Below are 20,261 nucleotides of genomic sequence, written 5' to 3' on the forward strand. Positions count from 1 at the left end.
GTTTCGTCTATTTCGTCTCTCCAGCATTTTTATTACTGTTATTGTTTCTTCTCTTTGAATTGTTTCTTCTTTTTTGCGTGCTTGTACTTTTGGCTTTTGGCTGTTGTTTTGTATTTGTTTTACTTTCGGGATTAGCTTTTCTATTGGTAGGTCTATTTTTAGATTTCGCTACCTTTTTATTTGCACTGTTGGTAGTTTGATTATTTTTGGTAGAATTGCTTTTTTGTACCTGCCTATTTTTAGAATTTTGCTCTCTTTTTTTCTGATTTCTATTTTCTCCGCCGGCTTTAGAACTTTTACTAGTGGTAGAAGTTCTGTTATCTGCTGCTGCTTTAGATCTTGTATTCTTGTTGTTATTTCTTTTGTTTTTTCTTCTAGCTCTTTTAGGTTTTTTAGGAGTGTCAAAACGTGTTAAACTATCTTGTCCTACTACATTTTCAAAATCTGCCTTTGGTGCTTCTATGATTTCAGATTCGTATTCTTCTAAAGGAGAAGCTACTTCACCAGTAACGTTTAAATCAATAATTTCTTGTACCTGATCTAAGGATAATTTAAACCACTTGAAACTTTGATCTTTATAGGTATACCAGAGTAAATTTTTAAAAATATCCATTTTTACAAAAACCGCATCCCCGCTTTCTGTTTTGAGAACAGTGTCTTGCTTTGGAAAGCTCTTCAAAGCATCCAGATAGGTGTCTAACTCGTAATTTAAGCAGCATTTCAATTTCCCACATTGTCCTGCAAGTTTTAGCGGATTTAGGGAAAGTTGTTGGTAACGTGCCGAGGCAGTATTGACTTTTCTGAAATCGGTTAGCCAAGTAGAACAACAAAGTTCTCTTCCGCAAGAACCAATACCTCCTAATCTTGCTGCTTCTTGTCGCATACCAACCTGTTTCATCTCCACACGAATAGAAAATGCACCAGCTAAATCTCTTATTAACTGTCTAAAATCAACTCTATCATCAGCGGTGTAATAAAAAGTGGCCTTGGTTCCGTCTCCTTGGTATTCTACATCTGACAGTTTCATTTTTAAGCCAAGCTTACTAATAATTTCGCGACCTCTTCGCTGCGTCTCTTGCTCTTTTTCTCGAGCTTTTTGCCAAATGTCAATATCTTTTTGGGAAGCTTTGCGATAAATTTTCTTTACGTATTCTGGAGAATTTTCAACTTTCTTTTTTCGCATCTGTACTTTCACCAATTCTCCTGCCAAAGAAACAACACCAATATCGTGTCCAGAGGATCCCTCAACTGCAACGATATCTCCCATAGAGATAGAGAAGTTTTCTGTATTTTTATAAAAGTGCTTTCTTCCGTTTTTAAAACGTACTTCGAATATATTAAATGGAGCTTCACCAGCGGGTAAAGTCATGTTTGATAACCAATCAAAAACAGCTAATTTATTTCCACTTCCACAACTTCCTGTTGCACAATTCCCGTTGCTTTTACAACCCTTTGGAATGCCGTTTTTATTAGTTGAGCAACTGCTACAACTCATAATCTATATGTATGTTAGTTTAATTTTTTTTTAAACCTGACTCAACTCAGTATCAAAAAAAACTAATTAATCACTTGATTTATAAATATTTATCTTTGATTTTTACACAAAGACACCTAATCGGTAAAGATACATATTAAAACCGAATGTGAAAATTCAATTTTTAAAGGATTCACAAACTCTTATCACAATAGGGTATCACAAGTTTATTAGACATAAAAAACCTCATAATAGGCATATCATGAGGTTTTTTATTTCCATTTGTGCTATCTACACTACTCCTTGGTCTAGCATGGCGTCAGCAACCTTTACAAACCCAGCAATGTTAGCGCCTTTAACATAATCGACATAACCATCCTCTTGGGTTCCATAAGCAACACATGCCTCGTGAATACTATTCATGATACCGTGTAATTTTCCGTCTACCTCTTCTCTAGTCCAAGACAATCGAAGTGAGTTTTGAGACATTTCCAAGCCGGAAGTAGCTACACCACCTGCGTTAGATGCTTTTCCTGGGGCAAATAAAATTTTTGCTTTTTGAAATACTTCAATCGCTTCTGGTGTAGATGGCATATTAGCACCTTCTCCAACGCAGATACAGCCGTTGGTAATAAGCTTTTTGGCATCTTCGCCTTGCAACTCATTTTGTGTCGCACAAGGTAAGGCAACATCACATGGCACATTCCAAGGTGTTTCCCCTTTAAAAAACTTGGCAGAAGGATATTTCTCTACATATTCGTGAATTCTTCCTCTTCGTACATTTTTTAATTCCATTACAAAGGCTAATTTCTCAGCATCTATCCCTTGTTCGTCCAAAATATAACCCGAAGAGTCGGATAAAGTAACTACTGTAGCCCCTAATTGAATTGATTTTTCTGTTGCGTACTGTGCTACGTTACCAGATCCTGATATAACTACTCTTTTCCCTTTGAAAGAATCTCCTTTTGTTTGTAGCATATTTTGTGCAAAGTATACGTTTCCGTAGCCTGTTGCTTCTGGGCGTATCAACGATCCTCCCCAAGAAGCACCCTTACCGGTTAGTACCCCAGTAAATTCATTTCTTAAACGCTTATATTGTCCGAACATATATCCTATTTCACGTCCACCAACACCGATATCTCCTGCAGGGACATCTGTATTTGGCCCAATATGACGAGCTAACTCTGTCATGAAAGACTGGCAAAAAGCCATAACTTCACGATCCGATTTTCCTTTAGGATTAAAATCAGCACCACCTTTTCCACCTCCCATTGGAAGTGTTGTTAACGAGTTTTTAAATACCTGTTCAAAACCTAAAAACTTTAGAATAGATAAGTTTACAGAGGGATGAAATCGCAATCCTCCTTTGTAAGGACCAATCGCAGAATTAAACTCCACTCTATATCCTCTATTTACCTGTGTCTCTCCTTTATCATCTACCCATGGCACTCGAAACATTAATACACGCTCTGGCTCTACCATTCGCTCCAATAATTTTTTTCCTTGGTATTTTGAATTTTTTTCAATGAAAGGAATAACAGTTTCTGCAACCTCGTGCACTGCTTGTAAAAACTCTGTTTCATATGGATTAGATTGCTTGACATAATCCATAAAAGCATTTATTTTAGATTCCATAAATCTTTAGTTGTTCTGTTATTAAAAATATTAACAATTTTATTCGGCAAATATAATTAATTTACAATTTGTTAAATTTTATTTTTTTAATTATTTTATAATTTCTCAATCGATTTCGTAAATAATGGTAATTGTCTAAAAACAACCTTATTTTTAAGGAAAAATCTGTAAATTTGCCACTTAATTTTTTGTGTTCGATACCATGTTAGATAAAGTAAAAGAATTAATTGGCGATGTTACTGCTTTTCAGGCCTCTTCCAAAGAGGAAATAGAGGCTTTTAGAATTAAATACCTAGGAAGTAAGGGTTTGTTAAAAGACCTTTTTTCGGAATTTAAAAATGTAGATGTTGCCTTACGGAAAGACTTTGGACAAGCACTTAACACATTAAAAAAATCTGCTGAAGGTAAAGTAGCCGCATTAAATGAGGCCCTAGAAAATACTATTGCACATGAAAATAGATATGGGGATCTTACACGACCAGCGGAACCGATAGAACTCGGTTCAAGACACCCGATATCGTTAGTGAAAAATCAGATTATTGAAGTTTTTAACAGAATCGGTTTTACCGTTTCTGAAGGACCTGAAATTGAAGACGATTGGCATAATTTCACGGCGTTAAATTTACCAGAATACCACCCTGCCAGAGATATGCAGGATACTTTTTTTATAGAAAAAAACCCAGACACATTACTGCGAACACACACTTCATCTGTACAAGTTCGTTATATGGAGAATAATGAACCTCCTATCCGAACAATTTCTCCGGGTAGAGTTTTTAGAAATGAAGATATCTCGGCTCGTGCGCATTGTATTTTTCATCAAGTAGAAGGCTTGTACATCGATACAGACGTTTCTTTTGCTGACCTCAAACAAACCTTATTATACTTCACCAAAGAAATGTTTGGAAAGTCTAAAATTAGACTTCGCCCCTCGTATTTCCCCTTCACTGAGCCAAGTGCAGAGGTGGATATTTATTGGGGTTTAGAAACGGAAACCGATTACAGAATAACCAAGGGAACCGGATGGCTAGAAATAATGGGCTGTGGTATGGTAGACCCTAACGTTTTAAAGAATTGCAATATCGATCCTACGGTATACTCGGGATATGCTTTTGGAATGGGTATTGAACGCATTGCTATGCTGTTGTATCAAATTCCTGATATCCGAATGTTTTATGAAAATGACAAGCGTTTCTTGGAACAATTTAAAGCTGTCCTATAAAGAAAAACACCTTGAGAAAAGATATTAATATTCCGGAAGTTACTGGTATTGAAATAGCTGTGGTTCGAGAAAATAACGAACAACATAACACCACAGATTGGTATGTGTATTTGTGGAATAAAAAAGCGGTAGCCATAGAAATGGTGGTAATTGTATCGCAGGGTTTTTCAAAAACAAAAACTACTTCTGTTTTTCGAAAAAAATAGATCATTTGCCAGCTAATTCCTTTGCTAGAATTGAATTAATACAGCCAGAATTATTTGCACTAGACAACCGTTTTCAAGTCTCCTTTTTCGAAGGAAATACACTCTTTGATAAAACCTTTATCTTTAAAGCAAATTCTATTAAAGAAGGTGCACTACGAATGATAAAGCAGCTACAGAAAAAAGGGGTTATTTGCAAATAGAAAAAGGTTTTTAAGAATCAAAAGTCTATTTTTTTATCCCTGGTAGAAATTTAGTTGATAAAATCAAAATTGTGAAAGCGATAATCTTTAAAAGAAATATACTTCTTGTGCTACTTCTGTTCTTTTCAGGGGTATCTTTATTAAAAGCACAGAACAATTGGGAGCGATTTAAAAAAACTTCCGCTCCGATGCGAAAATGGGTACTATTGCATCCTTTCAAAGCACAAGCTGCACTAGATGTTTCCATGGAAACCCAAAGAGTTGCTGATTCTATTAAAAGTAGCCCTCTTTTGGATAAAGATCCCTCTGGTGGGCAAGTAGATGCTTTTCGACATGCCTATTGGATGGCTCGATTACGTCAAGAAATCGGTAAAAGTGCTGCTGAATCTTTGGGTAAAGTGCACGAAAAAGAGAATTACAAGACCTATGAAGAGAAAAAGCTAGAAGACGGAATTGTTCCCGACGAAGCTTCTACTATCATGGATCTTTTTAATAATAAAATTGGCTTAACCTTTACGGAAAAAGGGAGTGATATTTCTTCTAAAAGTTTAATTTATAAAATAATAAATGCTATTCATCACGGTAAGATGAAAGTAATTAAAAAATCAGAAGCAGGATTATTTCTTACTTGTTCTGGTGCGGTAATAAAAAACAAAGACCTCATTGGAAAATGGAAGAACGACAAATGTTTAGTAGACTCTAATTACAAGGATTGATGAAAAACGTGTATTTTCTTCCAGGAACATGTGTACCGAGGCACTATGGAAATTTATATTTCCAAAATTAGAGAATATAAATCCAATTCCAATCGCAATCACCCATTGTAAGTCTTTTGAGGAAATAAACAACGAAATAGCTGCGTGTATCGAATCACCAGCAGTTTTGGTTGGCTTTTCTCTTGGTGGTTTTATAGCCATGAATTTTGCTTGTAATTATCCCGAAAAAATAACAAAACTTATCGTTATCGCTGCAAATAGCTCTGAGCTGAAGAAAAAAGAGCTGCAACTTCGAAACCAAACGATTACTTTTTTAGAGAAAAATAAATACGCTGGAATCACCACTACAAGGATGTATCAATTTTTGCACGAGCAACAACACAAGAACCAATTGCTTTTAGATCTCATAAGAAATATGGATAAAGCATTAGGAAAGGAAATTTTAATTCGCCAATTAAAAGCAACCTCGTTCCGTTCGGATATTTCAGAAAAACTTAAAAACATCAAAATTCCAGTGATTTTAATTGCCGCTGAAGATGACAGAATTGTTTCTTTTGAAAGTGTAAAAACCACCGCTAAAAACATAAGAAAAAGCATCGTTTATAAAATTAAAAATTGTGGTCATATGATTCCTCTAGAAAGACCAAAGGAGTTAGCCTACATCCTAAATAATCTTTGAGAAAACAAATGACTTTTATCGAAAGAATACAACAATAAAAGTAGTATAGGTTCTATAAAATTTAACGCTTATTGCTATCTTTAAAGTACAAATTACTTCCGAGAGAAAATGACTATTTAAACCGATTCTAAATTTGAAATAAAACAATTCCCAAAGTTTGTGCAAGAATGGTATAGCCCTTAAATTTGTGGCTACTATTTTAACAAATAAACAGAATAATGAGCGGATTATTAAAATCTTCTATTGGAAGAAAGTTTGCCATGGCGCTTTCGGCATTTTTTTAATGTTTTTTTTACTTCAACATTTTGCAATAAATATCACATCTCTTCTCCCAGATAATGGCGAAACATTTAATACGTTATCGCACTTTATGGGAACCAATCCAGTGGTACAATACGGATTACAACCAGTTTTAATATTTGGTGTAGTTTTTCATTTCGTAATGGGATTCATTCTAGAAATCAAAAATAAAAATTCTAGAGTAGTTAAATATGCCAAAAATAACGGTGCAGCTAACTCCTCATGGATGAGTAGAAACATGATATACAGTGGTTTAGCAATTTTAGGATTTATTGTGCTTCACTTTATTGATTTTTGGATTCCGGAATTAAACACCAAATTCATTCAAGGAGATTGGTCTGGAATGCACAACGGAGAATACCGATATTTTACCGAATTACAACACAAATTTGTTAATCCTATCCGGGTTGCTGCATACGTAGTTGCATTTGTGTTTTTAGCGCTACACCTATTACACGGTTTTGACTCTGCATTTCAATCTGCAGGAGCAAATAATAAATATACCAAAGGGCTGAAAAAATTTAGTAAAATATATGCAATTGGAATACCTGTAGGTTTTATCATTATTGCATTATTTCATCACTTCAACCATTAATAAAAACCACTTAAATTATGGCAATTTTAGATTCAAAAGTACCAAAAGGTCCATTAAAGGATAAGTGGACATCTTATAAAGACAAGATAAACCTTGTTAATCCAGCGAATAAACGTCTTATCGATGTAATCGTAGTTGGAACAGGTTTAGCAGGTGGATCTGCATCTGCTACCTTAGCAGAATTAGGATATAATGTAAAAGCATTTGCTTATCAAGATTCTCCGCGTCGTGCACACTCTATTGCGGCACAAGGGGGGATAAACGCAGCAAAAAATTACCAAGGAGATGGCGATTCGAAATACCGTCTTTTCTATGATACTATCAAAGGTGGAGATTACAGATCGCGTGAAGCTAATGTGTATCGTTTAGCAGAAGTTTCTGCAAATATCATAGACCAATGTGTTGCACAAGGAGTTCCTTTTGCAAGAGATTATGGAGGCCTTCTAGACAACCGTTCTTTTGGTGGTGTATTAGTTTCTCGAACTTTTTACGCTAAAGGACAAACAGGACAACAATTACTGTTGGGCGCTTACTCGGCGATGAACAGACAAATAGCACGTGGTAAGATTGAAATGTTCAATCGCCATGAAATGTTAGATCTTGTTATTGTAGATGGCAAAGCACGTGGTATAATCGCCAGAAATATGGTAACTGGCGAAATAGAACGTCATGCAGCACATGCTGTAGTTGTTGCTTCGGGGGGATACGGAAATGTATATTTCTTGTCTACCAATGCCATGGGTTCTAATACTACAGCTGCCTGGAAAATTCATAAGAAAGGGGCTTATTTTGCAAATCCTTGTTTTACACAAATTCACCCTACTTGTATTCCTCGTTCTGGTGATTACCAATCGAAACTAACCTTAATGTCGGAATCTTTGCGTAATGATGGACGAATTTGGGTACCTAAACACATTGATGATGTTACAGCAATTCGAGAAGGTAAATTGAAACCTACGGAAATTGCAGAAGAAAATAGAGATTATTACCTAGAACGTCGTTATCCTGCTTTTGGAAACTTAGTTCCTCGTGATGTTGCATCGCGTGCCGCAAAAGAACGATGCGATGCTGGTTATGGTGTTAACGCTACAGGAGAGGCGGTATACTTAGATTTTAAAACCTCTATTGAACGTTACGGTAAAGAACAATGTAAACTGAAAGGAAATGATAATCCAACGCATGCAGAGATTTTAGCGGAAGGTGAAAAGGTGGTAGAGAATAAATATGGAAATTTATTCCAGATGTACGAAAAAATCGTGGATGAGAACCCATACAAAACACCGATGATGATTTATCCAGCTGTGCACTACACCATGGGTGGAATTTGGGTAGATTACAACCTAATGACCACTATTCCTGGATGTTATGCCATTGGAGAGGCTAACTTCTCTGACCACGGTGCCAATCGTCTTGGAGCATCTGCACTAATGCAAGGTTTATCGGATGGATATTTTGTATTACCATATACTATTGGAGATTATCTAGCAGATGATATTAGAACAGGTCCTATATCGACAGATTCTAAAGAATTTGAAGAAGCTGAAAACGCCGTTACTTCGAGAATTGAATTTTTCGTAAACAATAAAGGAAAACACTCTGTTGATTATTACCACAAGAAACTAGGAAACATTATGTGGAATAAATGTGGGATGTCTCGTAACGAAACAGGATTAAAAGAAGCTATCGCTGAAATTAAAGAATTGCGTGATGACTTTTGGAAAAATGTTACCGTTCCTGGTGGGGCTAACGAAATGAACCCTGAATTAGAAAAAGCAGGACGCGTAGCAGACTTTTTAGAATTAGGAGAGTTATTCGCAAGAGATGCCTTAGACAGAACAGAATCTTGTGGAGGACATTTTAGAGAAGAATCTGTAGAACTCGATGGCCCTCAAAAAGGAGAAGCTAAACGTGATGACGAAAACTTTACTTATGTATCCGCATGGGAATTTAAAGGAGAACCGTCAGATGCAGTTTTACACAAAGAAGAATTAGAGTTTAACGATATTGAACTAAAACAACGTTCGTATAAATAAGAATAGATTATGAATTTAACACTTAAAATCTGGAGACAAAGAAACGCAAGTGATAAAGGAAAAATGGTTGCGTATAAAGTATCCAAAATTTCTGAACACATGTCTTTCTTAGAAATGATGGACGTATTGAACGAACAATTAATAGCCAAAGGGGAAGAACCTGTTGCCTTTGACCATGATTGTCGTGAAGGGATATGTGGTATGTGTTCGATGTATATCAACGGAGAAGCACACGGACCAGATAGGGGGGTAACTACGTGTCAATTACACATGCGAATGTTTAACGATGGGGATACAATACACATTGAGCCCTTTAGAGCAAAAGCATTCCCGGTAGTAAAAGATCTTGTTGTAGATAGAAGCGCCTTTGATAGAATTCAACACGCTGGTGGGTATGTTTCTGTTAATACATCAGGAAATACCCAAGATGCAAATGCCATTCCTATCAATAAAGAAAATGCTGATAAAGCATTTGATGCTGCAACTTGTATTGGTTGTGGTGCTTGCGTCGCAACTTGTAAGAACTCCTCTGCAATGCTATTTGTAGGCGCTAAAGTTTCACAATATGCATTACTTCCACAAGGACAAGTAGAAGCTGTAGATCGTGTTAAAAACATGGTAGCACAGATGGATTTGGAAGGGTTTGGAAACTGTACGAATACTGGTGCATGTGAAGTAGAATGTCCTAAGGGAATTTCTCTTGAAAATATTGCACGAATGAATTCTGAATTTATTAGTGCAAGTCTTAAGGGATAGTAATAATATTCCCATAAACGAATTAAAAAGAAGTCTTTTCAGACTTCTTTTTTATATCTCTATTCCTTATTTGAATTCGCCCATCCTCAAATATAGAGCACTTAAGACATCTTTTTTATACCATTCGAACATACCTTGTATATTTGGAACAGCAATTAGATCTAAAGTATAAGGGGAATTAAAAATGACTAATTGTTTGCATCTAATTAGATGACAACACAAAGCCTGGAAGTGATTCTTCTAGGCTTCTTCTTTTAGCATTACATAAAGGTATATTATTGCTTATAAACAACACCGTCTTTCATAACAAAAACAACATTTTCCATAGTTGCAATTTGTTTGGTTGGGTCTTGGTTTACGGCAATAATATCGGCGTAAAAACCTTTATTAATTTGGCCAATTTCATTTTCCATTTTTAAAATTTTTGCATTGGTGATGGTAGCAGATTGAATGGTTTCCATAGCGGGCATTCCCGCGTCAACCATAAAGCGAAACTCTTTATTATTGTCACCGTGTCTAAAAACACCTGCATCGGTTCCGAATGCTATCCCAACACCCTTTTTGTAGGCTTTTGCAAAAGTACCCTGGATTTGTGGACCTACCTTTAATGCTTTTGGTACGACTATATCTGGGTAATAGCCTGCAACTTTTGCCTTTTCCTCCACTTCCTTACCAGCGGTTATGGTAGGCACTAAATACACATCATGTTCCATCATCAGATTCATGGTTTCTTCACTCATATACGTACCATGTTCAATGGTTTTGACCCCTCCTAATATTGCTCGTTGCATACCTTCATCGCCATGTGCATGCGCAGCGACGTGCATTCCGTAATCCTTTGCAGTAGCACATATGGCTTTTATTTCTTCTATGGTGAACTGCGGATTATCACCACTTTTGGCGACACTTAGAACACCACCTGTGGCTGTAATTTTAATACAATCTGCCCCATTTTTATACCGCTGTCTGACCGCTTTTTTAGCGTCATCCACACTGTTTACAACTCCCTCCTTAGGTCCTGGATTACCAATTAGTATTCTACTGCTACCATTGGTTGGATCTGCATGACCGCCGGTGGTAGCTAAAGATTTTCCTGCTGTATATACTCTAGGTCCAGGAATTTTACCGGCATTAATAGCATTTCTTACAGCAATATTTACACCAGTTCCCCCTAAATCTCTAACAGTGGTAAAACCGTGTAATAAGGTTGTCTTGGCAAATCCTACAGAGTTAAAAGCGACATCTGCCTCATTTAAAATGTATTTCTGTAAACGAGTACTCGGACCGAATTCCTGTTCAATATGAACGTGCATGTCAATAAGACCAGGCATAACCACCTTATCTTTTAAATCAATTATAACATCAGTTGATGCTTTGGTTGGTACATAACCATCTAAAACTGCTTCAATCTTATTGTTGGTAACAATAATTGTTTTTTGAGCATAGGAGGCACCTTTTTTAGTATCGATGATTGCGCCGCAATACAAGTATGTTTTTTGGGCGAAAGTAATGCCTATACCACAGCATATGAGAAGGGCAAGAAGAACTTTTTTCATGAGAGAGGTTTTAAAAATTTGGAGCATTAAAGATAAGGCTTCCCAGAAAAATTAAACAGTGAAAATTTAATAATTACTAACAGCATCTAAAATTTGAAAACGCATATAAAAAAAGTGATACCGTAAAACGAAGTGCGATTTACGGTAAGATAATTAGAAACCTCATAAAAACAATAGAGTTTACAAAAATTATGGCTTTTTAATCTTGTCGTGTACTTTAGTTGGAATATTATCATTCCAGAGCGTCAGAATATCCGTAGCGACGCTAGCTCCGCTTCCCGCAGCTATGGCATATTGACTTCGCCAGCCAGCGATAGTACCACAAACGTATAACCCATCCTTTATGAGATGATTAAAATTACGCAACTGAATTCTATCTTTCATCGCATTTGCTCTAGAGTGCCTTTCTAAGTATTGCTCCAGACCTGCTATGGTAAATGGTTTGGAATAATTAAGAGCTATGACTACAATTTTACTTTGGTACTCCATTTTATTGGTAACCACAGTAAAGCCAACGGTACCGTCTAAAACAGCTTCTACTTTTTCTCCTTCTATTTGGGTAACATCCGGATAAAATTTAGCCAATTGTCGTTTGCCTTCTTTTAAAATATTTTTACCCAAGGAACCCTCCGGTAACCCGAGCACATTATTGAAAAGAGCATCTTGTAGATGCGAACTTCTTTGGTGCATAATAATTCCTATGGATTTATTTTTTGCAAATTCTTTTTCTTTAGCAGAACCTAAAACTAAAGCACATTGCATCCCAGCAACACCACCTCCTATTACTAACACATCAAATTCCATAGCTACGCCATTAACATTTTAATATTATCGGCAAACAATTTCACCGCAATGGCTAATAAAATCACACCAAATATCTTGCGGATAATCTTAATTCCGTTTTGACCAATAAGTTTCTCAATCCTCGATGAGGTTTTCAATACAATATATATTAATAAAACATTTAAAAGTATCGCAATTACAATATTCTCCCATGCATATTCAGATCGAAGGGATAAAAGCGTTGTTAAACTTCCAGGACCAGCAATTAAAGGAAAAGCAATGGGAAATACAGAAGCATTTAAAGCAGAATCGTCTTCATCTTCTTTATACAATGTTATCCCGAGAATCATTTCAAGCGCTATAAAAAAAAGTATAAATGCACCAGCCACCGCAAAAGAATTGACATCAATTCCTATAAAACCAAGCAATCGTTGTCCTACAAATAAAAAAATAATCATAATTATACCAGCGATAACAGAGGCTTTTTCGGATTGTATATGACCGGCTTTTTTTCGCAAATCAATAATGATAGGAATGTTGCCTATAATATCAATAACTGCAAACAAAACCATAAATGCAGTGAAAATTTCTTTTAAACTAAAATTCATAATGTTACGTTTTTCGGGCACAAAATTATACAACTAAAGTTACAATCTACTATTTTTGTAAAAATTTTACGCAATCGTAACCTACTGTAAAATAGTATATTTCTAGATTACTTTAGGTTTTAAGGATATAAAATGTATGTTTCAATTAGGAAAGACCCTAGTATCAGAGGATATTCTAGAAAAAGAATTTGTTTGTAATTTAAGTGCATGTAAAGGATCGTGTTGTATTGAAGGAGAGGCTGGTGCTCCTCTTTTACTTGAAGAGGCATCTGTTTTGGAGGATATCTATCCCAAGGTAAAGCCTTTTTTGAGGAAAGAAGGTATCCAGGCTATTGAATCCCAAGGAACTTGGATTAAAAACGACTTTGGAGATATAGAAACTCCACTGGTAAACAATGCAGAGTGTGCCTACGTTACCTTCAATGATAAAGGATATGCCTCGTGTGGGATTGAAGATGCATACAACCAAGGCGTAATTTCGTGGAAAAAACCAATATCTTGTCATTTATATCCTATCAGGACAAGAGATTACAGTGAATTCTCTGCTGTAAATTATCACAAATGGGAGATATGCGATGACGCTTGCAGTTTGGGTAAAGAATTACAAGTACCTGTATATAAATTCCTTAAAGATGCATTAGTTAGAAGGTTTGGCGAGAATTGGTATGACGCACTAGAAAAAGTAGCGCAAGAAAAGCAAAATGACGCATCTCTTTAAAACGAGTTACAAAAGGATAACCTCACACAAAAAACTATACAATATTTCCTTTAATTTTTTTGTGTAGCCTTATGGCATAACTATCGGATAATCCTGCAACATAACTACAAATTTGCATGATTCTATCGTATAAATTTACTTTATTTTGTCGGAACTCTTTCGGCAACAAATTTAAAACCAACGTGTCGTAGTTAGATTGCTTATTTTCAAAGGTATTGTTTAATGCAGTAATAAATACATCTAAAAGATCTCCAATTATTTTATACCCGGCTACTTCTTTTTCAATTACTTCATTACTCTTGTAAATTTTATCGATACTGATTTTAATAATATCGTTAATTTGTGCTTCGTATTTGCATTTATCTAACAAGCCACGATTAAATTCACCGTGTAAAATAGCTTTTTCGTTTGCCAAGAATATTGCAACAGCCTCGTTGATTAAAACACCAATAGCCAGTGCACGTAAATAACTCACCCGATCTTTTTTATGTTTTAAAGCATAATATTTTTGCTATCTATGGTATCTTTTACCAACTTAATCATATACTCTAGGGCATAATCTTCATCGATAAGTCCTAAATTAATACCATCTTCAAAATCGATTATGGTATAACAAATATCATCAGCAGCTTCTACTAAATAAGCCAAAGGGTGGCGGTAATATGAAGTATGGGTGTTCGATTTTTGTCGAAGCCCTAATTCTTTTACCAAATCCTGAAAGGCTGGCTTTTCAGACTGAAAAAAGCCGTATTTTTTATCTACTATATGTGCAGAAGGTTTTTTAGGCAAACTCTCTTTAGGATACTTTAAAAAAGCTCCTAAGGTTGCATAAGACAGTCGAAGCCCACCAGACATACCTACTTTGCTCTCTGTTAAAATCTTAAAGCCATTGGCATTCCCTTCAAAATCGATCAAGTCTTGGTATTCTAACCCAGATAAATACGCTTTATATTGTGAGCCATTTCCTGTTTTAAAATACTCTCCAATAGCTTTTTCACCAGAATGACCGAATGGTGGGTTTCCAATATCATGCATTAAAGATGCTGCTGCAACTATAGCGCCAAAATCATTGAAAGTGTATCCTAATTTTTTTAAGTTCGGATGCCGATCTAACAACTCTTTGCCTACTCTTCTGCCTAATGTTCTGCCAACTACAGAAACTTCTAAACTGTGGGTTAACCTAGTATGAACAAAATCGGTTTTTGATAACGGAATTACCTGTGTCTTATCTTGAAGACTTCTAAAAGCGGAAGAAAATATAATACGATCAAAATCTACTTCAAATCCCAATCGTGTTTCATCTTGTTGCAAACGTTCTCGTTTTTGAACATCTCCAAAGCGCTTTAAAGAAAGTAATTGTTCCCAGTGCATAGTATATGTGTATTGGAACAAAGTTATTTAAAGTTTTTATTTTAATAGAGTAAGTTTATATAAATTATCAACACAACAAGTAATAATGTCTTGCAGTTGAAAGTGAGCGGTAAAAAACAAAGGCATTACTGGAGGGAAAGCCTGAAGGTTTAAAAGAAATGCTTCTATTAAATATGGTAAAATAGTAATATTTTATAGCTTTGTATTGTATATGTTTAAACCTAATAGTAAAGTTAAGACAACGATATATGGGAACAACTAGTGCTGTTGCAAATGAGTTTTTAAAACTTTCCGAAAATACAGAAATCGAATTAACAACAATGAAGCTACTAAAACTTATGTATATAGCTCAGGGGCTTTCCCTATCTCTTTTAGATCGCCCAATTTTTTCAAATGACCATATTGAAGCATGGAAATTTGGCCCAGTAATTCCAAGCATTTACCACGAATTTAAACACTTTAAATCAGAACCGATTACATGTAAATCTATTGCATTAGATACTACATACCAGCAGTTTTCAGAACCTATTCTATCTAATACGGAAGAGCAAAAAATTGTATTATTAACCTGGCAATTGTATAAGAACATCTCTGCAAAAGATTTAGTAGATTTAACCCATATGGCAGGAACTCCATGGAGTTTATCCTACAGAAATAATCAAAATAGCGTCATAGAAAACACACTCATTAAAAAATACTATGACAAGTTCGTAACAAACCTAGATAAACAATTAAAAAGTGCATAATACTAAGTTAGATGAACTTCTGAAGGATTCGAAAAACTTATCTTTCGACGCCAAAATAATTGACAAGGAAACTGTTTTAACAGAGCAAGAAATTTACGATAGAGTTCAGGATAGATACGAACGAAAGAAGTATGCGTTTAGAACCTTTATTTACTTGTGTGCATTTACCAGTATCATCTTGCTCATTATTGTTGGAAATGGTTTTTCTGGGGTTCTAAATTTTAAGTTAAGTGATTCGGTATTGATAGCCTTAATAACAACCTCATTAGCGACAGTTGTAGGGATTTTTATTCTAGTGATGCGCTATTTGTTTAAATAAAAAAAGAGGCGTTTTTAACGCCTCTTGTGAACTTTAAATTAAATTTGCTCTAAGAGCCACACATCAAACAATCATCTGGACCCGAATTTTTTGATTCTTCAATCAATGCTTTCAATTCCTCTGCAGACATTGGTGCGTCTTCTTTTTTCTTTTCAATATCTAATGTAAATTGTTTCGCATTTACAGCAGACTTTGTTCTTAAATAATACATTCCTGTTTTTAGACCCGATTTCCAAGCATAAAAATGCATAGACGTAAGCTTTCCAAAATCAGGATCTTTTAAAAATAGATTTAAAGACTGCGACTGGTCTATAAAATAGCCTCTTTGACGAGACATGTCAATGATATCCTTCATACTCATCTCCCAAACCGTCTTGTATAATTCTTTTAAATCTTGTGGAATACTTTCGATGTGTTGGATAGATCCATTAGCTCTCATGATATCTTCCTTCATGGTATTATCCCATAAATTTAACTCTACCAAATCTTCCAGTAAGTGCTTGTTTACCACAATAAACTCACCAGAAAGTACCCGTCTTGTATATATATTAGATGTATATGGTTCAAAAGCTTCGTTATTACCCAAGATTTGAGAAGTAGAGGCCGTTGGCATCGGAGCAACTAATAACGAATTACGCACTCCGTGTTCTTGAACCTTTTTTCGAAGCTCTGTCCAATCCCATCGTCCGCTTAACTCTTCATCTTTTACTCCCCACATATTATGTTGGAACTCTCCTTGCGACATCGGCGAACCTTCATAAGTAGAATAAGCACCTTTATCTTTTGCCACTTCATTAGAAGATGTCACGGCGGCAAAATACAAGGTCTCAAAAATTTCTTGATTTAGCTTTTTCGCCTCATCGCTGGTAAATGGAAGGCGTAACATAATGAATGCGTCGGCTAATCCTTGAATACCGAGACCTACAGGACGGTGACGAAAATTAGAATTTTCAGCTTCTTTTACCGGATAGTAATTTTGATCAATTACCGTATCTAAATTTCTAATTACCTTTTTGGTAACCTCAAACAATTTTTGATGATCAAAGAATTTATTTCCGTTCTCGTCTTGCGCTACGAACATAGGAATCGCTATGGAAGCAAGATTACAAACTGCAACCTCATCTTTAGCAGTGTATTCTAAAATTTCAGTACACAAGTTAGAAGAACGAATTGTTCCTAAATTTTTCTGATTTGATTTACGGTTTGCTGCATCTTTATACAACATATATGGAGTACCTGTTTCAATTTGAGACTCTAGAATTTTCTCCCAAAGCTCTCTTGCTCGAATAGTTTTTCTTCCCTTACCTGCCGCTTCGTAACCTGTATATAGTTTTTCAAATTCGTCGCCATAGGTGTCGTATAAATTAGGACATTCGTGAGGACACATCAGTGTCCATTGTCCGTCTTCTTGAACGCGTTTCATAAAGAGGTCTGAAATCCACATCGCATAAAATAAATCACGTGCTCTCATCTCCTCTTTACCGTGGTTCTTTTTTAAATCTAAAAAGTCAAAAATATCTGCATGCCAAGGTTCTAAATACATGGCAAAAGAACCTTTTCTCTTTCCTCCTCCTTGATCTACGTATCTTGCTGTATCGTTAAAAACTCGTAACATAGGAACAATTCCGTTAGAAGTACCATTTGTTCCACTAATGTAAGAGCCGGTAGCTCTAATATTATGTAACGACAACCCTATACCTCCTGCAGATTGTGAGATTTTAGCAGTTTGCTTTAACGTATCGTATATGCCTTCAATACTGTCATCTTGCATCTGTAATAGGAAACAAGAAGACATCTGTGGTTTTGGTGTTCCAGAATTAAATAATGTAGGAGTAGCGTGTGTAAAATATTTTTTACTCATTAGTTCATAAGTAGCAATAGCTTCATCGATGTCTTCTTTATGAATACCTATCGAAACACGCATTAACATATGCTGCGGACGCTCTACGATAACTCCGTTTAACTTTAGTAAATAAGAACGTTCTAAGGTTTTAAAGCCAAAATAATCATAATTAAAATCACGACTGTAGATAATAGTAGAATCTAACTTATCTGCATTATCCATTATAATTTGATACACATCATCTGCTAATAATGATGCATCTTTATTCGTACGAGGATTTACGTATTTGTATAAATCCGTCATGGTTTCTGAGAACGACTTTTTGGTGTTTTTATGTAAATTAGAAACTGCGATTCTAGCCGCTAACTTGGCATAATCAGGGTGTGCCGTTGTCATTGTTGCAGCAGTTTCAGCAGCGAGATTATCCAATTCTGAAGTGGTTACCCCGTCGTATAAACCTTCAATAACTCGCATAGCAACTTTTACTGGATCAACAATCTTGTTTAATCCATAACACATTTTTCTAACTCTTTCTGTTATCTTGTCAAACATCACTGGCTCCCTTCTGCCATCTCTCTTTGCTACATACATATAATTTTATTTTGGTATAAGGTTAATAATAGTTATCGAGCTCGTTAAAAGTTCGTAACCGTTTAATAATTTAAAATGGTTCTTAATTAGAAACAAGATTTGAAGTTAAAGTGCACCGCTTTAACACAATCATTACTGTATAGATAGGGGATTACAGTATAAAACTCCTCCTTAAAAATCAGCATCGAAGCTGATATCACCGGTTCCACCCGATTTTACACCTGCTTTTTGATATTCAGAAACTCTTTTCTCGAAAAAATTAGTTTTTCCTTCGAGAGAAATCATCTCCATGAAATCAAATGGGTTTGTAGATTCATAAACTTTGTCACAACCAAACTCTAATAAAAGTCTGTCGGTAACATACTCTAGGTACTGCGTCATTAATTTTGAATTCATTCCAATTAAACTAACAGGCAGCGATTCTGTAATGAACTCTCTTTCAATGTCTAGTGCAGATATAATAATTTCTTTGATTCGATCTTTAGGAACCTTGTTAACGAGATGATTGTTATGTAAATGAACTGCAAAATCACAATGCATTCCTTCATCTCTAGAAATTAACTCATTCGAAAAAGTTAAACCAGGTAATAGTCCTCTTTTCTTTAACCAAAAGATAGAACAAAAAGAACCAGAAAAGAAAATCCCTTCTACAGCAGCAAAAGCGATTAGACGTTCTGCAAAAGAGTCAGATTCTATCCATTTTAAAGCCCATTCAGCCTTCTTTTTAATGGCAGGAAAAACGTCAATAGCTTGAAAAAGCTTTGTTTTTTCTTCATCGTCTTTAATATACGTATCAATTAAAAGAGAATAGGTTTCCGAATGAATATTTTCCATCATAATCTGGAAACCATAAAAGAATTTGGCTTCTGAATATTGAACTTCATTAACAAAATTTTCTGCTAAATTTTCATTAACTATTCCATCAGAAGCGGCGAAAAAAGCTAAAATATGCTTGATAAAATAACGCTCATCATCGGTAAGTTTTGAATTCCAATCGTTGAGATCGGAATGCAAGTCAATTTCTTCGGCAGTCCAAAAACATGCTTGCTGTTTTTTATACCATTCCCAAAGGTCATTGTGTTGAATTGGAAAGATTACAAATCTGTTTTTATTCTCCTGTAAAATTGGTTCAATCGTCGTCATCTAGTAGTGTTGTTTTATCTTTAATTCTTCTCTAAAAAGGGGTTTAACAAAGATGGTACTTTTTATTAAAATTTACAATCCATACTTATTCACAAAACCCTTGAAGTTTTTAACAAAACATTAAAAACTCAAGAAAAACAAGAGAAAACAAACAAATGTTAAAACCTGTAAATGAGACACTTAAGCTAATCGAGAGTTGTTGTATCCGTGATACTCATTAGGTTTACTAAATACTTCTACACAAGCCTTAAGCTGCTAAAAAACTAACACTTTTCAAACATCAAAATTTCAACTGTAATACCGTTTCCATAATTTCCATAATTTGCTTTTTCGGAAGGGCACCATGTGCCATTTGTGGCGGTTCATTTACGGGGCAAAAAAGCATGGATGGAATACTGCGAATACCAAAGGCAGCAGCTAATTCTTGTTCGGCCTCTGTGTCTATTTTATATATCTTCACTTTTCCATCATATTCTTCACTCAATTCCTCTAATATCGGTGCTAAAGCCTTACACGGCCCACACCAATCGGCATAGAAATCTATTATAGCTGGTATGTCTCCCTTAAAATTCCAATCGCTATTCTCTTCGTAGTTAAAAACTTTTTGAAAAAAAGTCTCTTTTGTTAAATTTTCAGTCATTGCTACACATATTGTTTAAAAAAATAAAATTAAATGTAATTCGGCTGTTTTATGTGTGTAATTTATGTTAAAGTCCTCTTAAAAAGAGAAAGAAAAATTAAATTTCATCTAACTTTGGAATACATTT

General features: G+C 35.2%; 17 protein-coding genes and 2 pseudogenes. 10 read left to right on the top strand and 9 right to left on the bottom strand.

From position 1 onward, the window contains the following. Positions 1–7: 7 nt before the first annotated feature. The gene (locus BSU00_RS06980) at positions 8–1,495 is read right to left on the bottom strand and encodes a regulatory iron-sulfur-containing complex subunit RicT (RefSeq protein ID WP_105003723.1); all 1,488 of its coding nucleotides are present in this window, start codon (positions 1,493–1,495) and stop codon (positions 8–10) included. Positions 1,496–1,765: 270 nt separating this feature from the next. Then, the gene (gdhA, locus tag BSU00_RS06985) at positions 1,766–3,109 is read right to left on the bottom strand and encodes an NADP-specific glutamate dehydrogenase (RefSeq protein WP_105003724.1); all 1,344 of its coding nucleotides are present in this window, start codon (positions 3,107–3,109) and stop codon (positions 1,766–1,768) included. 202 nt (positions 3,110–3,311) lie between these two features. Between gdhA and pheS the strand changes: the two genes are divergently transcribed. The 7 genes and pseudogenes from pheS to BSU00_RS07020 all read left to right on the top strand — a co-directional run bounded on the left by pheS (position 3,312) and on the right by BSU00_RS07020 (position 9,816). After that, the gene (gene pheS / locus BSU00_RS06990; protein ID WP_105003725.1) at positions 3,312–4,331 is read left to right on the top strand and encodes a phenylalanine--tRNA ligase subunit alpha; all 1,020 of its coding nucleotides are present in this window, start codon (positions 3,312–3,314) and stop codon (positions 4,329–4,331) included. 11 nt (positions 4,332–4,342) lie between these two features. Further along, positions 4,343–4,537: a hypothetical protein gene (locus BSU00_RS13950; RefSeq protein WP_369820281.1), complete on the top strand. Its 195-nt coding sequence runs from the start codon at positions 4,343–4,345 to the stop codon at positions 4,535–4,537. Between the two features lie 271 nt (positions 4,538–4,808). Continuing rightward, entirely contained in the window at positions 4,809–5,453 is a 645-nt protein-coding gene (locus BSU00_RS07000) for a hypothetical protein (RefSeq protein ID WP_233188633.1), read from the top strand. 28 nt (positions 5,454–5,481) lie between these two features. Continuing rightward, complete coding sequence (locus BSU00_RS07005) at positions 5,482–6,132, top strand: alpha/beta fold hydrolase (RefSeq protein ID WP_105003726.1); 651 nt, start codon at positions 5,482–5,484, stop codon at positions 6,130–6,132. Positions 6,133–6,350: 218 nt separating this feature from the next. Next, positions 6,351–7,027: pseudogene (locus BSU00_RS07010) on the top strand (succinate dehydrogenase cytochrome b subunit). Positions 7,028–7,044: 17 nt separating this feature from the next. After that, on the top strand, positions 7,045–9,060 hold the full coding sequence (locus tag BSU00_RS07015) for a fumarate reductase/succinate dehydrogenase flavoprotein subunit (protein ID WP_105003728.1): 2,016 nt from the start codon (positions 7,045–7,047) through the stop codon (positions 9,058–9,060). Positions 9,061–9,069: 9 nt separating this feature from the next. Further along, entirely contained in the window at positions 9,070–9,816 is a 747-nt protein-coding gene (locus BSU00_RS07020) for a succinate dehydrogenase/fumarate reductase iron-sulfur subunit (protein ID WP_105003729.1), read from the top strand. A 275-nt stretch (positions 9,817–10,091) separates the two neighbouring features. On the opposite strand, the gene BSU00_RS07025 is transcribed toward BSU00_RS07020, so the two are convergent. The 3 genes from BSU00_RS07025 to BSU00_RS07035 all read right to left on the bottom strand — a co-directional run bounded on the left by BSU00_RS07025 (position 10,092) and on the right by BSU00_RS07035 (position 12,763). Beyond that, a complete protein-coding gene (locus BSU00_RS07025; protein WP_105003936.1) occupies positions 10,092–11,372 on the bottom strand; it encodes an amidohydrolase family protein in 1,281 nt (426 codons plus the stop codon). 189 nt (positions 11,373–11,561) lie between these two features. Continuing rightward, entirely contained in the window at positions 11,562–12,176 is a 615-nt protein-coding gene (locus BSU00_RS07030; protein ID WP_105003730.1) for an FAD-dependent oxidoreductase, read from the bottom strand. 2 nt (positions 12,177–12,178) lie between these two features. After that, positions 12,179–12,763: a MarC family protein gene (locus BSU00_RS07035; RefSeq protein WP_105003731.1), complete on the bottom strand. Its 585-nt coding sequence runs from the start codon at positions 12,761–12,763 to the stop codon at positions 12,179–12,181. Positions 12,764–12,899: 136 nt separating this feature from the next. Between BSU00_RS07035 and BSU00_RS07040 the strand changes: the two genes are divergently transcribed. Next, on the top strand, positions 12,900–13,481 hold the full coding sequence (locus BSU00_RS07040) for a DUF3109 family protein (protein WP_105003732.1): 582 nt from the start codon (positions 12,900–12,902) through the stop codon (positions 13,479–13,481). Positions 13,482–13,515: 34 nt separating this feature from the next. Here BSU00_RS07040 and BSU00_RS07045 read toward each other — a convergent pair. Then, positions 13,516–14,852 (bottom strand): annotated as a pseudogene (locus BSU00_RS07045) (deoxyguanosinetriphosphate triphosphohydrolase). A 248-nt stretch (positions 14,853–15,100) separates the two neighbouring features. On the opposite strand from BSU00_RS07045, the gene BSU00_RS07050 reads away from it, so the two are divergent. Further along, on the top strand, positions 15,101–15,598 hold the full coding sequence (locus tag BSU00_RS07050; protein ID WP_105003733.1) for a Panacea domain-containing protein: 498 nt from the start codon (positions 15,101–15,103) through the stop codon (positions 15,596–15,598). Then, positions 15,591–15,917, top strand: a complete 327-nt coding sequence (locus tag BSU00_RS07055; RefSeq protein WP_105003734.1) for a hypothetical protein — start codon at positions 15,591–15,593, stop codon at positions 15,915–15,917. The genes BSU00_RS07050 and BSU00_RS07055 overlap by 8 nt, the downstream gene beginning before the upstream one ends. 49 nt (positions 15,918–15,966) lie before the next feature. Here the strand turns inward: BSU00_RS07055 and BSU00_RS07060 are convergent, their stop codons facing one another. From BSU00_RS07060 to trxA, 3 genes are all read right to left on the bottom strand, one after another. After that, entirely contained in the window at positions 15,967–18,351 is a 2,385-nt protein-coding gene (locus BSU00_RS07060) for a ribonucleoside-diphosphate reductase subunit alpha (protein ID WP_105003735.1), read from the bottom strand. A gap of 171 nt (positions 18,352–18,522) precedes the next feature. Beyond that, positions 18,523–19,494: a ribonucleotide-diphosphate reductase subunit beta gene (locus tag BSU00_RS07065; protein ID WP_105003736.1), complete on the bottom strand. Its 972-nt coding sequence runs from the start codon at positions 19,492–19,494 to the stop codon at positions 18,523–18,525. 280 nt (positions 19,495–19,774) lie between these two features. Then, positions 19,775–20,134, bottom strand: a complete 360-nt coding sequence (gene trxA, locus BSU00_RS07070; RefSeq protein WP_105003737.1) for a thioredoxin — start codon at positions 20,132–20,134, stop codon at positions 19,775–19,777. Positions 20,135–20,261: the final 127 nt, after the last annotated feature.

This window comes from Tenacibaculum sp. SG-28 (genome assembly GCF_002954385.1).
Classification (GTDB): Bacteria; Bacteroidota; Bacteroidia; order Flavobacteriales; family Flavobacteriaceae; genus Polaribacter.

Bases quoted from the DNA above. Each gene is read 5' to 3' on its own strand.
- BSU00_RS07050 (WP_105003733.1), top strand. From the start codon at position 15,101: ATGGGAACAACTAGTGCTGTTGCAAATGAGTTTTTAAAACTTTCCGAA.
- BSU00_RS07015 (WP_105003728.1), top strand. From the start codon at position 7,045: ATGGCAATTTTAGATTCAAAAGTACCAAAAGGTCCATTAAAGGATAAG.
- BSU00_RS07005 (WP_105003726.1), top strand. From the start codon at position 5,482: ATGTGTACCGAGGCACTATGGAAATTTATATTTCCAAAATTAGAGAAT.
- gdhA (WP_105003724.1), bottom strand. From the start codon at position 3,109: ATGGAATCTAAAATAAATGCTTTTATGGATTATGTCAAGCAATCTAAT.
- BSU00_RS06980 (WP_105003723.1), bottom strand. From the start codon at position 1,495: ATGAGTTGTAGCAGTTGCTCAACTAATAAAAACGGCATTCCAAAGGGT.
- trxA (WP_105003737.1), bottom strand. From the start codon at position 20,134: ATGACTGAAAATTTAACAAAAGAGACTTTTTTTCAAAAAGTTTTTAAC.
- BSU00_RS07065 (WP_105003736.1), bottom strand. From the start codon at position 19,494: ATGACGACGATTGAACCAATTTTACAGGAGAATAAAAACAGATTTGTA.
- pheS (WP_105003725.1), top strand. From the start codon at position 3,312: ATGTTAGATAAAGTAAAAGAATTAATTGGCGATGTTACTGCTTTTCAG.
- BSU00_RS07060 (WP_105003735.1), bottom strand. From the start codon at position 18,351: ATGTATGTAGCAAAGAGAGATGGCAGAAGGGAGCCAGTGATGTTTGAC.
- BSU00_RS07025 (WP_105003936.1), bottom strand. From the start codon at position 11,372: ATGAAAAAAGTTCTTCTTGCCCTTCTCATATGCTGTGGTATAGGCATT.
- BSU00_RS07020 (WP_105003729.1), top strand. From the start codon at position 9,070: ATGAATTTAACACTTAAAATCTGGAGACAAAGAAACGCAAGTGATAAA.
- BSU00_RS07030 (WP_105003730.1), bottom strand. From the start codon at position 12,176: ATGGAATTTGATGTGTTAGTAATAGGAGGTGGTGTTGCTGGGATGCAA.
- BSU00_RS07040 (WP_105003732.1), top strand. From the start codon at position 12,900: ATGTTTCAATTAGGAAAGACCCTAGTATCAGAGGATATTCTAGAAAAA.
- BSU00_RS07035 (WP_105003731.1), bottom strand. From the start codon at position 12,763: ATGAATTTTAGTTTAAAAGAAATTTTCACTGCATTTATGGTTTTGTTT.